We start from the raw sequence: 14852 nt of genomic DNA, 5'->3' as shown, positions 1-14852 counted from the left end.
GCGGCGCATGACGACGGACAGCCTACACGACATCGAGGAACGGATCGCGAGGGCGGCGAAGCTCGCGGGCAGACGCGCAGACCAGGTAACGCTAGTGGCCGTATCGAAGACGCACGGGGCCGACGCGATCCGGCCGCTGCTCGACGCGGGCCACCGCGCGTTCGGCGAGAACCGCGTGCAGGAGACGGCGGCGAAATGGCCGGCGCTGCGCGAGGCGTACCCAGACGTCCGGCTGCATCTGGTGGGGCAGCTGCAATCGAACAAGGCGGACGAGGCGGTGGCGCTGTTCGACGCGATCCACTCGGTCGATCGGCCGTCCTTGGTGGGGGCGCTCGGCCGTGCGATGGACAGGGCGGGCAAGCGGCCGGACTGCTTCGTGCAGGTCGGTATCGGCGAGGAGGCACAGAAGGGCGGCTGCGCGATCGGCGACGTGCCCGGCTTGCTGGCAGAGGCGCGCGGGGCGGGGCTGCCGGTGGCGGGGCTGATGTGCATCCCGCCCGCGGGCGTGGAGGCGGCACCCTATTTCGCGCTGCTCGCCAAGATGGCGCGTGAAGAGGGGCTGGCGGGCTTGAGCATGGGCATGTCGGAGGATTTCGAGACGGCGGTGATGCTGGGGGCGACCCATGTCCGCGTGGGCTCCGCGCTGTTCGGAGCGCGGGCGTGAAGTTCCGGGCGCTGCTCTTCGACTTCGACGGCGTGCTGATTGAGAGCGAGTATGCCGGCAACAAGCAGCTCGCCGAGTGGCTGACGGCGAACGGGTATCCGACGAGCGTCGAGGACTCGATGGCCAACTTCATGGGGCTGGCCGCGCGCGACTTCCACGCCGCGGTCGAGCGGTGGATCGGCGGGCCGCTGCCGGATGCGTTCCACGCCGCGCGCGCCGAGGAGGATGCGCGCGTGATGGAGGCGGGCGTCGACGCGGTGGAGGGCGCGGTGGCGTTCGTGCGGGCGCTGCCGGCCGAGCTGCCGAAGGCGATCGTTTCGTCGAGCTCGAGCGCGTGGATCAGGCGGCACCTCGAGCATATCGGGCTGGACGGCGCGTTCGAGCCGCACATCTATTCGGGCCGCGAGCATGTGACGCGCGGCAAGCCGGCGCCGGACCTGTACCTCCATGCGGCCGAGCGGCTGGGCGTGCCGATCGCGGACTGCGCCGTGATCGAGGACTCGCCGGTGGGGGCCAAGGGCGCGGTCGCGAGCGGGGCGTATGTGGTCGGGCTGTGCGCGGGGATGCACTGCGCCGCGGATCACGGCGACCGACTGCGCGAGCTCGGCGTACACGCGGTGGCGGCGAGCTGGGGCGAGGTGGCCGGCTTGCTGGCCTAGAACTGGTGGCCCGTCCGGTCCCGCTTGGTCGCCAGATACCGCTCATTATGCGGGTTCGGCGGGAGGTGGTGGGGCACGCGTTCGATAACCGTCACGCCTTTGGTCTCCAACCCGGCGACCTTGGCGGGGTTGTTGGTGAGCAGCCGCACCCGGTCCTGGCCGAGCAGCTTGAGCATGCGCGCGGCCACGCCGAAGTCGCGCGCGTCTACCGCGAAGCCGAGCCGCGTGTTGGCGTCGACCGTGTCGAAGCCCTGGTCTTGGAGCGCGTAGGCGCGCAGCTTGTTGACGAGGCCGATGCCGCGGCCCTCCTGGCGGAGATAGAGGAGCACGCCCCAGCCCGACTCCGCGATGGCGCGGACCGCGGCCTGGAGCTGGGGACCGCAGTCGCACTTCAGCGAGCCTAGCACGTCGCCGGTCAGGCATTCGGAGTGGAGGCGCACGAGCGGCGGCTGGCCGTTCGGGGTGCCGATCAGTAGGGCTATGTGCTCGTCGGCGGACTCGGGGCTGCGGAAGGCGGCGATCTCCGCGTCCTCCGCGCCGTCCACCGGCAGGCGGGCGCGGACGGAGAGCGTCAGGCGGTCGGGATCCTCGTGCGCGTCGACATCGGCAGGGGTGAGCGCGACCTCCACCGCGCCTTCGTTAACGAAGAAGGCGGGGAGCAGGCCGGCGATGCGCGCCAAGCGGAGTGCCGCGCCGGCGGAAGTCGGATCGCCTAGCGGGAGCGCGCGGTATGGGCCCTTGAGCGGCGTCGCGAGGTCGAGTTGCGGGTCGGCGAGCGCGGTCGCGGCGGGGAGATCGATCCAGGGTGCACGCTCAACGAGCACGGGCGAATCCGGGTCGGCCGCGGCGAGCTGGTTCGCGAGCTTGAGCGTGGCGGCGCGGCCGGAGGAGATGAGGATGTCGGCGCGGCCCTCCCCGTCGAACGCGGCGAGGCGTTCCGGGTCGGCGGTCTCGACGGCGAGCAGCGACAGCCCGTCGATCGCGATCGGCCAGCCGCGGCGCAGCGCGTCGACGGCCCTGGCCGCCGCGCGCGGATCAGCTCGCGCGTCGGACGGGCGAACCGGCGCTGACGCGCCGGCATCGCCCGCCGGCCGCGCTGCGCTCAAAAGTCGAACTCGGTCATCAGCGGCACGTGGTCGGACGGCTTGAGCCAGTCGCGGCAGTCCTTGAACACGCGGTGCGCCTTGGCCGCGCCCGCCACCTCGGCGGTGGCCCATTGGTGGTCGAGGCGGCGGCCGCGGTTCGAGGCGGCCCAGTCTTTGGCGCGGTAGCTCCACCAGGTGAAGACGGGCTCGGGCGGCGGCTGGAAATGGCGGCCGAGATCGACCCAGCTGTTCGAACCCTGCAGGCGGTTCAGCGCCTCCACCTCGATGGGCGTGTGGCTGACGACGTCGAGCAGCTGCTTGTGGCTCCACACGTCGCACTCGAGCGGCGCGATGTTGAAGTCGCCGACGAGGAGCGTCGGCACGTCGAGCTTATCGGACCAGGCGATCATGCGGTCGACGAAGTCGAGCTTCTGGCCGAACTTCGGGTTGACCTCGCGGTCGGGGATGTCGCCGCCGGCGGGGACGTAGACGTTCTCGAGGCGGACTCCGTTGGGGAGGCGGACGCCGACGTGGCGGGCTTCCTTGTTGGCCTGCCAGTCGAGGCGGTCATCCTCCACGATGGGCACGCGGCTGACGATCGCGACGCCGTGGTGCATGCGCTGGCCGTGCAGGACGACGTGCTCGAAGCCTAAGTCACGGAAGAACTGGGCGGGAAACTCGCTGTCCTGCGCCTTGGTCTCCTGAAGGCAGAGGATGTCGGGCTCCATCTCGCGCAGGAAGCGCTCGACGATGGGCAGCCGGAAGCGGACGGAGTTGATGTTCCAGGAGGCGATCTTCACGGGGGCGGTCTAGGCCGTGGCGCGACGCGGGAGCAAGTCCCGCGTCGTCGGACCTAGCTGAGGCTAGGCCGGCCGAGCGGGGGGTCATTCGTTTTGGCGCGTAGCGCCTCAAAACGAAAGACCCCCCGCTCCGGGGGCATGGAACGGGGGGCCGACCTGGCGTTCGTCACGCAGGCGGGAAACGGGGCATCAAGTCCGGGCAACAGGGGGAAAATCCCGGCAGCAAGCGCCCCGCATCCGCAGGAACCCGTATAGGGAATGAAACCTGTCGCTGTGATGAATGGGCGGTCAGCTTCGCCGCGCGCCCTTCCGCGGGTCGCTCCAGCGGAACGTCTCGTCGCCGACGGGCACGCCGTACTGCTGGTTCGAGAGCCGGACGGTGGTGCGGTTGCCCTGGCTGTCGAGCGCGACCCAGCCCTGGAGCGTGAGCCCCGCCGGCGCGCTGGGCTGGCGGGCGAGGACGAGCGTGATGCGGCCGTACTCGGGATGGCGCGGGTCGCGCGCCTCGACGGAGACGACGCGCGGGTCCGTGCCGGGCACGATCTTGGCGTAGCGGGTGAGGTCCCGGCGCGGGTCGAGCAGCACGCCCAAGGGCGAGTTGCGGATCGGCCAGCGCTGCACCTGGCGTACCGAGTAATCGACGAAGGTCAGCGCGCCGCCCTCGGCGACGATGAGCAGCGGCACGCCGGGGGCGTATTGGAAGCGGACCTTGCCCGGCTGCTTGAGCGACAGCTTGCCCGTCAGCACCTTGCCGTTGCGGTCGGTCTGGCTGAAATCGGCGGTCATCGTCGACAGGCTGCGCAGGTGCTGCTGCACCGCGGCCAGATCGTTGGACTGAGCGGACGGGGCACCCCGCAAAGTGATACTTTGCGGGGACCCGGTCGCCGGCGCGCTAGCGATCACCGCCGCGGTCGCGGCGAGTAGGGGAAAACGCAAAACTGGACTCTCCCGATAGGTTGGGGCGGCGGATAGCGCCTGTGGCTTGAATGCGCCGTGAACCGTGGCCGCGGCGCAACGGTTCCCTTCGCCGACCCCGCCCGATGCGGGCGCGCTAGTTCGCCTCGCTATTCGCCGTGCTGAGTTCCTCCGCCTGCTCGTCGCGCGCCGAGCGCGACGTCATGCCGGTCGCGGACGCGTCGTCGAGCATCTGCTCGTCCGCCGACGGCTCCGCGGTGTCGGGCACGGCGACGTTCGCCTCCGCGGTCGTCTCGGCGGGCGGCGGCGCGGTCGTCTCGACCGGAGTCGGCTCCTCGACGGGCGCGGGAACCTCCTGGACGACCTCGGCGGTGTTCTTGGGCGCCTCGGCCTCCTCGCCCGAGTTCGAGCAGGCGGCGAGTCCGGCGAAGGCCAGGACGAGCATCGGGCGGAGAAGCGTCTTCATGAGTGGAACCCCTATTTCGCGGCGAGCATCTGCTTGGCCGACCGCGCCTCCACCTTGCTAGCGAGCGTCGCGTCCCAGGAATAGGGGTCGTCGCGGAACCCGACCTGGCCGTTCGCGCCGCCGAACGCCGTCCAGTATAGCAGGTAAACCGCGACCGGATCGGCGAGTCTGGCGCGCACCGTCTTGCCCGCCGCCACCGTCTCCTCGATCTTGTCGGGCGTCCATTCGGGCGTCGTCCGGGCCAGCAGCTTGGCGAGGTCCGCGGGCTTCTCCAGCCGGACGCAGCCGTGGCTCTCCAGCCGGCCGTAGCGCGAGAAGCCGGCCTGGGCGGGCGTGTCGTGCAGGAACACGGCGAAATCGTTGGCGAAATCGAACTTGTACTTGCCGAGCGCGCTCCGCTCCGAGGACTGTTGGAGCCGCCCGCCCTCCAGCACCCTGAAGCCGTTGCGCTTCAAGTAGCCGGGGTTGGCGCGCTCCTTGGGCCAGAGCTCCTTGGTCGCGATCGAGCTCGGCACGTTCCAGGGCGGGTTCAACACGACCGAGTGGATGGACGAGACGAGCATGGGCGTCTCGTTGCCGGGTCGGCCGGTGACCGCCTTCATCGACATGACGGGCTTGTCGCCCTCGAACACCGTCAGCACCGCGGCGGCGATGTTCACCTGGACGCGGCGCTCCTCGAACTTGGTGGGGAGCCAGCGCCAGCGCTCCATGTTCGCCATGATCTGGCGGATGCGGCCCTCCACGGGGACGTTGAGCGCCGCCTGCGTTTGCGCGGCGACGTTGCCCGTGGGGTTGAGGCCGTAGCGGCGCTGGGCGCGGCGAACGGCGTCAAGCAGCGCCTGGTCGAACTTGTCGCCGGAGCCCGCGACCTGCGGGTCCTCGATCGCGAGCCGCTCGCGCAGGCGCGCCACCGCGGGGCCGCTCGCGCCGAACTTCAGCTCGGGCCCGGAGACCTGCGGCCAGCCGCCCGCGGCCGCGATCGAGCGGTAGCGCGCGAGCCCCGCGACGAGCGCGTCGTAGCCGGCGTAGGGCGGCGGCAGCGACTGGACCCACTGCGCTATGCGGTCGCGCGCGACCGCGTCGGCGAAGGCGGGGAGCGGGTCGTAGGGCTGCGGCTTCACGCCCCAGTCGCGCTGGAAGTCGGCGGCGTCGAGCCGGCCCGCATGGACCGCGCGCGCATGGTCGAGCGCAGCGCGCACGAGCGCGTCGCCCTGCAAGCTCGCGAACCGATCGGTCGCCTCGACCTGCAGCCCCTGCGCGACCGCGTCCTTGGCGAGCAGCTGCGCCAGCTGCTTCGCCTGTGCGGGCGACAGGCGGGGCAGCGCGACGGGGGCGACCGGCACGGGCACCGCCTGCGGGACCGGTGCGGCGGCGGGCGCGGGGACCTCCTGCGCGGTCGCGGCCGAAGCGGCGACGGCCAGCGCCGCCACGGACGCGATCCGCCGAGCACCTGCGAGCGGCGCGATCCGGCGAGGCGATCCGTCCAAGTGGTTCATTTCTCTAGAGTCCTGTTGAAACGCGGTGCAGCGTTATCTTCTACCCGATCCTGCGCCAGGATGAACGGCTTTTCGCTGAAACCGGCGCGAGGAGGGACCGGTTCGTCGGGCGGGACGGGCGTAGCGATATGACGGTGCGCCCCCGTTCGCCGGACGCCCGTTCAGCCTAGTCGATCCGCTTAGATACCGTTGGCCCGCTTCCCGGTACAAGCGCGTCCGTTCAGCGACGCGGAGGTTCGTTCGATGGTCGGTGGAGTCTCAGCCGTGAACGGCGCAAGCGGCGTCGGCGCTTACGGGGCGGTACGCGCCGCGGCCCCGCCGCCTGGCCCTGGCGGTGTCCACACCGTCGAACGCGGCGAGACGCTGTCCGGCATCGCCCAGCGTTACGGAACCGACGTGGCGACGCTCGTGCGCCTCAATGACGTCCGCAACCCCGACCTCATCCACCCCGGGCAGCGCCTCGCGCTGCCGGAGGGCGCGACGCAGAGCTACACGATCGAATATGGCGACACGCTGAGCGGCATCGCGGCCGACCACGGCGTGAGCCTCCGCGCCGTCCTGTCGGCCAACCCGCGCATCATCGACCCGAACCGCATCTACCCCGGCGACCGGCTGACGGTCCCCGCGCGCGACGGAGCGGCCCGCACGGACTCCCCGCCGACCGTGGCCGAGGTCGGCGAGACCAGGCGGGCGATGGACGGCGCGCTGTCGCTCAGCCGGGCGGACGTGCTCAACATCAAGAAGACGCTGCAGACCGAGTGGGTGCAGTCCGCGGGCGAGGCGCAGGCGCACGGCGTCATCGACACCATCCTCAACCGGACCGCGTCGGGCCGCTGGGGCGACAGCGTCGCCGACGTGGTCAACAGCCATAACCAGTTCTCCGACGTCAATGGCCCGATCTCCCGGCGCGTCGGCCGCAACTCGGTCGAGGACATCCCCGCGAGCCGCATCAGCGACCGCGTCGACCGGCTGGTCGACGGCTATCTGGCGGAACGCGCGGCCGGGCGGCCGTCATCGATCGGATCGCACCTCAACTACGCCAACCCCCATTATTCCAGCCGCGGCAACCTCGACTGGATCATGGCGCTGGACGGCCCCGTGCTGGGCCGCGGCGACGCGATCCACCGCCACGGCACCGTGCCCGAACTCGAGCGCCACCGTCCGGGCGCGTTCGCGGTGGTCCTGCCGGGCGCGGCCCCGGCTCCCGCCCCCGCCGGCGGGACCGGGACGACGCCGGGCGGCCGCATCGACGGCGACGCGGTCGCCGCCGCGAACGGCGTGGAGGTCAAGAGTTCGAGCGTGCGGATCGACCGCCTCCATGCCTCGATGGAGCCGGCGATCCGCGCCGTCGCGGACGCGGCGCGGCGGCTGGGCCTGCCGACGCCCGTGATCACGTCGGGCAACGACAGCCGGCACATGAACGGCTCGCTGCACTATGCCGACCGGGCGCTCGACTTCCGCGGCAACAACATCAGCGTCGCGCAGGGGCGCGCGCTGGAGGCCGAGGTGCGCCGGGTCCTGGGCGACCGGTACGACGTGGCGTTCGAAACCTTCGCCAACCAGAGCAACAATCACCTCCATGTGGAGTTCGACCCGAACTGATGACGGGAAACGGATGAAGCCGGCCGCGATCGCGACGCTCGCCGCGATCTGCCTCGGCTCGACGCCGGGCTGTTCGCGGGCGGAGCAACCGGCGGAACGGAACGCCGAAGCGGCGGCGACCTCCGCGCCTGCGGTCGCCGCCGAGCCCCGCCCCAAGAGCCGGAGCACGCCGCGGCCGGCCGGCGACCGGGCGGGATCGCGGGTCCTGGGCGAGAAGGACTTCACGCTGCGCGGCGAGCCGGCCTGCGAGATCCGCTTCGCCTATGCGGGACGCGAAGCCGAGAACCTGTTCTGGGAGGAGCCCTGCGCGGCCGTGACCGCCAAGATGATGACGCGGCAGGAACTGGAGGCGCTCGGCAAATGGGGCCGGCTCGACGACTTCGCCAAGAAGTTCGTCCAAGCGCTGCCGGGCGGCAGGGTCCTGTACGTCGAAGGCGGCTTCAGCGCGTCCGTGTACCCGGTCGGGACCACCGGCTCGACCTATGAGGTGCCGGTCGCGGATTAGCGGGGCCGTTCCGACCGGCGCTCGCGCGCGTCAGATCGCGTGGCCCTCCGCGTCGCGCAGCACCTCGCGCCGCCCGACATGGTCGGGCCGTCCGACGATCCCCTCCTTCTCCATCCGCTCGATCAGCCGCGCGGCCGAGTTGTAGCCGATGCGGAGCTGGCGCTGGAGCCAGGAGGTGGACGCCTTGCGCGACTCGCAGACGAGCTGGACGGCAGCGCGATACTGCTGGTCCTCCGCCGAGTCCTCGCCGGTGGGGGCGCCCTCCAAAGCGTAGCTCTCCTCCGGCTCCTCGGTGACGGCGGTGACGTAGTCGGGCGAGCCTTGGCCGCGCCAATGCTCGGCGACGCGGTGGACCTCGTCGTCGGAGACGAAGGGGCCGTGGACGCGCACGATGCCGCGGCCGCCGGGCATGTAGAGCATGTCGCCCTTGCCCAAGAGCTGCTCCGCGCCCTGCTCGCCCAGGATGGTGCGCGAGTCGATCTTGGACGTGACGTGGAAGGAGATGCGGGTGGGCAGGTTCGCCTTGATAACGCCGGTGATGACGTCGACCGAGGGGCGCTGGGTGGCCATGATGAGGTGGATGCCCGCGGCGCGCGCCTTTTGGGCTAGACGCTGGATCAGGAACTCGACCTCCTTGCCGGCGGTCATCATCAGGTCGGCGAGCTCGTCGACGACCACGACGATCTGAGGGAGCACCTCGTATTCGAGCTTCTCCTCCTCGTAGATCGGCTGGCCTGTGTCGGGGTGGTAGCCGGTCTGGACGCGGCGGCCGAGCGGCTGGCCTTTGCTCTTCGCGGCGCGGACCTTGTCGTTGAACGACGCGAGGCTGCGCACGCCGACCGACGACATCTGGCGGTAGCGGTCCTCCATCGTCTCAACCGCCCATTTCAGCGCGCGGACGGCCTTAGCGGGGTCGGTGACGACGGGCGAGAGCAGGTGCGGGATGTCGTCATAGGCCGACAGCTCCAGCATCTTGGGGTCAATCATGATCATGCGGCACTGCTCGGGCGTGAGCCGGTAGAGCAGCGACAGGATCATGCCGTTCAGGCCCACCGACTTGCCCGAGCCGGTGGTGCCGGCCACCAGCAAGTGCGGCATGGGGGCCAAATCGGCGATGACGGGGTCGCCCGCGATGTTCTTGCCGAGAATGATGGGGAGCGACGCGCCCTGGTCCTCGAACGCCTGGCTGCTAGCCAGCTCGTGGAAGCTGACCGTCTCGCGCTTGGCGTTGGGGAGCTCGATGCCGATCACGGTGCGGCCGGGGATGGTCGCGACGCGCGCGGACACCGCGCTCATGTTGCGGGCGATGTCGTCGGCGAGCTGGATCACGCGGCTCGCCTTGATGCCGGAGGCGGGCTCCAGCTCGTACATGGTGACGACGGGGCCGGGGCGGACCTCGACGATCTGGCCCTTGACGTGGAAATCGTCGAGCACGTTCTCGAGCAGGCGGGCGTTCCTCTCCAGCGCCGCCTTGTCGACCGCGCCCTTGGGGGCGGGCGGGGCGGGGGTGAGGAGGTCGAGGCCGGGGAGCGTATAGGCGGTGTCGCGCGGCTCCTGGGGGCGCTTCGCGACCGCGGGTTGGGCGCTCGGCGGCGCGCGGTCGGCGATGACGGGGGCCTGGCGGCGCTCCACCTCGGGCTCGGGGCGCGGGACGACGGGCTTGCGGGTGAGCTCGAGGGGCTCGTCCTCGAGCTCCTCCCCGTCGGCATAGGCCGCGGTGAGACGGAGGAGCTTGGGAGAGCGGCGGCGCGCGAACTCGGCCCAGTCGATCTCGACCGCGCGCGCCCAGATGACGACGCCGGCGAGGCCCGCGGCGAGGCCAAGGCCGCGCGCGGCCCAGAGCTCGGCCTGCGCGTCGCCGATGAAGGCGATCGCCCAGCCCGCGACGGCGGTGACCGCCAGGCCGACCAGGCCGCCCCAGCCTGCGGGCAGCGCCAGGACGGAGGCGTTGGAGATGCTGGCGAAGGCGGTCGCCATCAGCGCGACGCCGATCGCGGCGCCGCGCGCCATGCGGCCCCAGCGGCCGGCGGGGAGGCCCTTCCACAGGCGCAAGCCGATGATGGCGGGCACGGGGAGCAGCAGCGCGGCCGCCGGACCGAACAGCGTGAGCAGGAAGTCGGCGGCGTAGGCGCCGGGAAGCCCCGCTAGGTTGCGCACCGCGCCGCCCGCGGCGGTGTTCAGGGACGGGTCGCCCGTCTTGTAGGTGGCGAGCGCGAGCGCGAGGAGTGCGGTCAGCACCCAGAGCGCGATCGCGGCGAGCATCGCGCCCGAACGTACCGCGCCCGCCTTCACCGTCTCACGCCACAGCCCCGGCTGGACGTTCGCCCGACTCGCCATCCCCGTTTTCCCCCGAACTCAAGGAGATCACGCATCGCGCGGAAAGGTTAACGCCGTCAAGGCGGGCGCGTTGGCACGAGCGTCGCCAAGCGGTAGAGCGTTGCCGATGAGCATCACGTCAAAGCGCGTCGGGGCGGATGTCCTGATCCTGGGCGGCGGGCTGGTCGGCGCGACGCAGGCGCTGGCCTTGGCGCGGCATGGCCTGACCTCGGTGGTGGTCGACCCGGCGGACCCGGCGGTGACGCTGGCGCCCGAGTTCGACGGGCGCGCTTCGGCGATCGCGAGCGCGTCGGGTCGCATGTTCGACGCGATCGGCCTGTCGGAGCGGCTCGCCGGCCAGGGCTGCCCGATCGCGGCGATCCGCGTGTCGGACGGGCTGGCGCCCGGTCGGCTCGACTTCACGCCCGACGAGAATGACGGCGCGCTGGGGACGATGTACGAGAACCGCGCGCTCCGCCGGGCGATCCACGCCGCGGTCGAGGAGGTGGGCGAGGTCGACCTGCGCATGAAGACGCGGGCGCTCGCCGTGGAGCGCGGGCCGCACGGCGTCACCGCGACGCTGAGCGACGGCTCGGAGGTGCGCGCGCCGCTGCTGATCGCGGCGGAAGGGCGCAATTCGCCGACGCGGGACGCTGCGGGTATCCAGGTGGCGCGCTGGCGCTATGACCACGCCGCGATCATCGGCGCGTTCCACCACGAGCGGCCGCACGAGCAGGTCGCCTACGAGATCTTCTATCCGTCGGGCCCGTTTGCGCTGCTGCCGCTGGTCGACGACGAGGTGGGGCACCGCTCGGCGATCGTGTGGACGGTGGCGGCCGGCGACGCGGCCGGCATGCTCAAGCTGTTCGACCGCGCGTTCCTGGCCGAGGCGGAGAAGCGCATGGGCGGGTTCTTGGGCAAGCTCTACGAGGCGAGCCCGCGCGCGAGCTACCCGCTCGGCTTCCATCACGCCGCCCGGATTACGGCGGAGCGGCTGGCGCTGGTCGGCGATGCCGGGCACGGCATCCACCCGATCGCGGGGCAGGGGCTGAACCTGGGGCTCCGCGACGTGGCGGCGCTGACGGAGGTGCTGGTCGAGGGCAAGCGCGTCGGCCTCGACCTGGGCGACGCGGCGCTGCTGGAGCGCTACCAGCGCTGGCGCGCGCTCGATACTTTCGCGATCGCGGCTGCCACGGACAGCCTGGCGCGGCTGTTCGGCATCCCCGGCCGGGCGGCGAGCGCGGTCCGGCGGCTCGGCATTTCGGCGGTGAACGCGGTCGATCCGCTGAAGCGCGCCTTCATGGCGGAGGCGCGGGGCCAATCGGGCGATCTGCCGCGGCTACTGACGGGCGCGGTGGTCTAACCCGAAGCGGATCAGTAATGGACTAGTCGATCGCTTCAACAGTCGGCATTCTGTGATCTCAAGCGGGGTGGAGGGTCACGATGTCGGTCTGTAGCGGTTCAAAACTTACGATCGCGCTGATGTTACTGTGCTCAGCGTGGCCGGCGTTAGCGGGCCCGTTCGGGGTATCCATGGGTAAGCCCGTCAGCATCTACTCCGGTAAATCTACTAGCGTGAAGGGCGCATATTCGATCACCGTTCCTCAGCCAAACTCCGAATTCGAGTCTTATGGTGCGGTAGCAACTGCAAGCGGAGGCGTTTGCAAAGTGTGGGGCACAGGTCGAGATCACGAGAGCGATAATTACGGCACGAGTGTCCGGGATGCCTTCAATCGCCTTCGCGCGATTCTGGACGGGAAGTACGGCCAGTCCGACGAGATCTCGTTTCTCAGAGCTAAAGCTCTTTGGGATGCAGAGCGGGAGTGGACTATGTCAATCAAGCAGGGTGAGCGAACGGTAGTTGCCTATTGGACACGGAAGAACGGCCTAGCGCTCCCTGATGGACTCACCGCCATCATGCTGCAGGTGAAAGCAACTTCCTCCAGCTCTGCATATTTAAATTTGACTTACGAGTTCGAGAACTTCGCCACATGTCAGCAAAATATCCGAGCAGTTGAGAGTGAGGGACTCTGACCGCACGAGCCCATCCTAGGACAATTGTTGCCGCTTACATGTCGTGCATGACAGGTAAAACTATGTTTCTCTCTGGGTCAACCTCCGCAAATGACCTGATCGCTGCTTCTAAGGCAGCTCTTGCTCGGCCTCGGCGGACGCTTCCTCCTCCACGCCCGACTCGCGTACCATGATGAAGGTGCCGGACCAGTCGCCCGGGATCGACCAGCGGCCGGTGATCTCCAGCCCTTCCGCGTCAACCGCGCCTTCATAGGCGACGGCGTCGTAGTCGCCCTGGTTCTCGTCGTAGAGCTTCATGAAGCTGACCGCGGACCCGGTTCGGCGGCCGTCGATGCGCGCGGCGATGACCGCGCCCGTGCGGCTGGGCTCCTCCGTCGAGCCGGTGAGGAGGCCGCCGCTGTCGGTGAGCGCGGCGGTGAACTCGGTCGGCGGGCCGCCCGCGCCCGGATAGTTGAAGATGCCGCGCCAGTCGCCGCTGAGGTCGTCGGCCGCGCGGCTCATCGCAGCGGCCGCGCTTCTTCGGCGAGCATCACGGGGACGCCGTCGCGGACGGGATAGGCGAGGCCCGCGGCTTCGGAGACGAGCTCCTGGGCGTCCTCGTCGTAGCGCAGGGCCGTGCGCGTGAGCGGGCAGCAGAGGCGTTCGAGGAGCCAGGGGTCGAGGCTCACGCCTCCCTCCGTTCGTGTCGAGCTTGGTCGAGACACGTTTCGGGCGGCGTCGCTCGCGTCCGTTTCTCGACTGGGCTCGAAACAAACGGGTGGGGGTGCATCGACGTCACTGCAGCGTCACCCGGTCCTCGCCGTCGTGGCGGCCGAAGAACTGCATGAGCTGGATGAGCAGGTCGGTGCGCTCGTCGATGCCGGACGCTTCGAGCAGCGCCTGCTTGGCGGCGGGATCGAAGGGGGCGATCTGGGCGATGCCGTTGACGAGCGTCTGGTCGTCGAGCTTGCCGACCTGGTCCCAGTCGACCGCGTAGCCCGCGGCGTCGGCGAAGCGGCGCGCCTCCATCTCGAGCGCGGCGCGGTGGGCCAGCGGCAGCATCTCGTCGTCGGGGCTGGGCAGCAGCTCGGCCTCGACCTGGCGGAAGAGCGTCGACACCTCCAGCTCGCGGGTGAGGCGGAACAGCGACGCGCCTTCCAGGATGACGTTGTAGCGACCGTCGTCGAGCGCCTCGACCTCGGCGATGCGACCGACGCAGCCGATATCATAGAGCGCGGGCCGGTCGCCGCGGCCTTCGGCGGCGATCGAGGGCTGCTCGCGCGGCTGGATCATGCCGATGCGCCGGTCGCGCGCCATCGCATCGGAGACCAGCGCCCGGTAGCGCGGCTCGAAGATGTGGAGCGGCAGAAAGAGGCCGGGAAACAGGATCGCCCCCGGCAGCGGGAAGATCGAGAGGCGCGTGGGCGCGGTCATCCGAACAGGATCGCCGACAAGCGGCGGCGCTGCTGCGAGACCCAGGGGTCCTCGATGCCGACGACCTCGAACAGCTTCAGCAGCTGCTGGCGCGCGGCGCCCTCCATCCACTCGCGGTCGGTCTTGACGATGTGGAGCAGGCCGTCGGCGGCGGCGTCGCGGTCTCCGGCCGCCATCTGCGCGTTGGCGAGGTCGAAGCGAGCCTGGAGGTCGTCCGGATCGGCGTTCACGGCTGCCACCAGCGGGGCGAGGTCGTCGACGGGCGGCGCGGTCCGCGCGAGCTGCAGCGCCGACTGGGCGCGCTGGACGCCCGGATCCTTGGCGAGCTCGGGCGGGAGCGCGGCGATGGCGGCCTCAGCCTCGTCATGCTCGCCCGCGGCGACGAGCGCGCGCAAGCGGCCCGAGACGACCGCGGGGTGGTCGGGCGCCATCTCGAGAAGCTGGTCGAAGATGGACAGCGCGCGGGTTGCGTCGCCCTCGGCCAGCACCTGCTCGCCCATCGCGATCAGCGGTTCGAGCTCGGCCTCGGCCTCCGCGCCGTCGGCCTCGATCGGCAGCTGGCGGAGCAGCTGGTCGAGATAGGTCCTGATCTGCGATTCGGTGCGCGCGTTGGTCAGGTCGGCGACGAGCTGGCCCTGGAACATCGCGTAAACGGTCGGGATGGAGCGGATCTGGAATTGCGACGCGATGAAGCGGTTCTTGTCCGTGTCGATCTTGGCGAGCACCACGCCCTTGTCGGCGTACGCCGCCGTCACCTTCTCCAGCACGGGGGTGAGCTGCTTGCACGGCCCGCACCATTCCGCCCAGAAGTCGATCACGACGAGCTTGGTCATCGACGGCTCGACGACGTCGCGGCGGAATTCTTCGACGGCCTGCTTGTCGGCGGCGCTCATGCCC

Annotated in this window: 16 protein-coding genes; 6 read left to right on the top strand and 10 right to left on the bottom strand. The window is 70.5% G+C overall.

Annotated elements, in window-relative coordinates:
• Positions 1 to 7: 7 nt before the first annotated feature.
• Positions 8 to 664 carry a YggS family pyridoxal phosphate-dependent enzyme gene (locus tag CKY28_RS07365; RefSeq protein WP_095997719.1) on the top strand — a complete coding sequence of 219 codons (657 nt, stop codon included), beginning with the start codon at positions 8 to 10 and terminating at the stop codon, positions 662 to 664.
• Positions 661 to 1323: an HAD family hydrolase gene (locus CKY28_RS07360; protein WP_095997718.1), complete on the top strand. Its 663-nt coding sequence runs from the start codon at positions 661 to 663 to the stop codon at positions 1321 to 1323. Before CKY28_RS07365 ends, CKY28_RS07360 begins: the two co-directional genes overlap by 4 nt.
• On the opposite strand, the gene ribA is transcribed toward CKY28_RS07360, so the two are convergent.
• The 5 genes from ribA to CKY28_RS07335 all read right to left on the bottom strand — a co-directional run bounded on the left by ribA (position 1320) and on the right by CKY28_RS07335 (position 6085).
• The gene (gene ribA, locus CKY28_RS07355; protein WP_245841808.1) at positions 1320 to 2327 is read right to left on the bottom strand and encodes a GTP cyclohydrolase II; all 1008 of its coding nucleotides are present in this window, start codon (positions 2325 to 2327) and stop codon (positions 1320 to 1322) included. The two genes, CKY28_RS07360 and ribA, sit on opposite strands and share 4 nt — an antisense overlap.
• 98 nt (positions 2328 to 2425) lie before the next feature.
• Positions 2426 to 3208, bottom strand: a complete 783-nt coding sequence (locus CKY28_RS07350) for an exodeoxyribonuclease III (RefSeq protein WP_095997716.1) — start codon at positions 3206 to 3208, stop codon at positions 2426 to 2428.
• Positions 3209 to 3496: 288 nt separating this feature from the next.
• Positions 3497 to 3994: a LolA family protein gene (locus CKY28_RS07345; RefSeq protein ID WP_095998540.1), complete on the bottom strand. Its 498-nt coding sequence runs from the start codon at positions 3992 to 3994 to the stop codon at positions 3497 to 3499.
• A 265-nt stretch (positions 3995 to 4259) separates the two neighbouring features.
• Positions 4260 to 4589, bottom strand: a complete 330-nt coding sequence (locus CKY28_RS07340) for a hypothetical protein (RefSeq protein WP_095997715.1) — start codon at positions 4587 to 4589, stop codon at positions 4260 to 4262.
• A gap of 11 nt (positions 4590 to 4600) precedes the next feature.
• Positions 4601 to 6085, bottom strand: a complete 1485-nt coding sequence (locus CKY28_RS07335) for a L,D-transpeptidase family protein (protein WP_176473007.1) — start codon at positions 6083 to 6085, stop codon at positions 4601 to 4603.
• A gap of 264 nt (positions 6086 to 6349) precedes the next feature.
• On the opposite strand from CKY28_RS07335, the gene CKY28_RS07330 reads away from it, so the two are divergent.
• Together CKY28_RS07330 and CKY28_RS07325 are read left to right on the top strand one after the other, a co-directional pair.
• Positions 6350 to 7687 carry a LysM peptidoglycan-binding domain-containing protein gene (locus CKY28_RS07330; RefSeq protein ID WP_176473006.1) on the top strand — a complete coding sequence of 446 codons (1338 nt, stop codon included), beginning with the start codon at positions 6350 to 6352 and terminating at the stop codon, positions 7685 to 7687.
• A gap of 13 nt (positions 7688 to 7700) precedes the next feature.
• Positions 7701 to 8192 (top strand): hypothetical protein, encoded by a 492-nt coding sequence (locus CKY28_RS07325; RefSeq protein WP_095997713.1) that lies wholly within the window; start codon positions 7701 to 7703, stop codon positions 8190 to 8192.
• A 30-nt stretch (positions 8193 to 8222) separates the two neighbouring features.
• Here the strand turns inward: CKY28_RS07325 and CKY28_RS07320 are convergent, their stop codons facing one another.
• Complete coding sequence (locus tag CKY28_RS07320) at positions 8223 to 10529, bottom strand: FtsK/SpoIIIE family DNA translocase (protein WP_095997712.1); 2307 nt, start codon at positions 10527 to 10529, stop codon at positions 8223 to 8225.
• Between the two features lie 106 nt (positions 10530 to 10635).
• Between CKY28_RS07320 and CKY28_RS07315 the strand changes: the two genes are divergently transcribed.
• Together CKY28_RS07315 and CKY28_RS18210 are read left to right on the top strand one after the other, a co-directional pair.
• Positions 10636 to 11871, top strand: a complete 1236-nt coding sequence (locus tag CKY28_RS07315; RefSeq protein WP_095997711.1) for a UbiH/UbiF/VisC/COQ6 family ubiquinone biosynthesis hydroxylase — start codon at positions 10636 to 10638, stop codon at positions 11869 to 11871.
• 170 nt (positions 11872 to 12041) lie between these two features.
• A complete protein-coding gene (locus tag CKY28_RS18210; RefSeq protein ID WP_141243876.1) occupies positions 12042 to 12542 on the top strand; it encodes a hypothetical protein in 501 nt (166 codons plus the stop codon).
• A gap of 108 nt (positions 12543 to 12650) precedes the next feature.
• On the opposite strand, the gene CKY28_RS07310 is transcribed toward CKY28_RS18210, so the two are convergent.
• The 4 genes from CKY28_RS07310 to CKY28_RS07295 form a co-directional block, all read right to left on the bottom strand.
• A complete protein-coding gene (locus CKY28_RS07310; RefSeq protein ID WP_095997710.1) occupies positions 12651 to 13043 on the bottom strand; it encodes a hypothetical protein in 393 nt (130 codons plus the stop codon).
• Entirely contained in the window at positions 13040 to 13210 is a 171-nt protein-coding gene (locus CKY28_RS07305) for a Trm112 family protein (RefSeq protein WP_095997709.1), read from the bottom strand. Before CKY28_RS07305 ends, CKY28_RS07310 begins: the two co-directional genes overlap by 4 nt.
• Before the next feature lie 106 nt (positions 13211 to 13316).
• Complete coding sequence (locus CKY28_RS07300; protein WP_095997708.1) at positions 13317 to 13955, bottom strand: LON peptidase substrate-binding domain-containing protein; 639 nt, start codon at positions 13953 to 13955, stop codon at positions 13317 to 13319.
• Entirely contained in the window at positions 13952 to 14848 is an 897-nt protein-coding gene (locus tag CKY28_RS07295) for a tetratricopeptide repeat protein (RefSeq protein WP_095997707.1), read from the bottom strand. Before CKY28_RS07295 ends, CKY28_RS07300 begins: the two co-directional genes overlap by 4 nt.
• Positions 14849 to 14852: the final 4 nt, after the last annotated feature.

This window comes from Sphingomonas lenta, assembly GCF_002288825.1.
GTDB lineage: Bacteria > Pseudomonadota > Alphaproteobacteria > Sphingomonadales > Sphingomonadaceae > Sphingomonas > Sphingomonas lenta.
The sequence above is the reverse complement of the archived record's forward strand: the minus strand, read 5'-3'. Positions and strand labels throughout refer to the sequence as shown.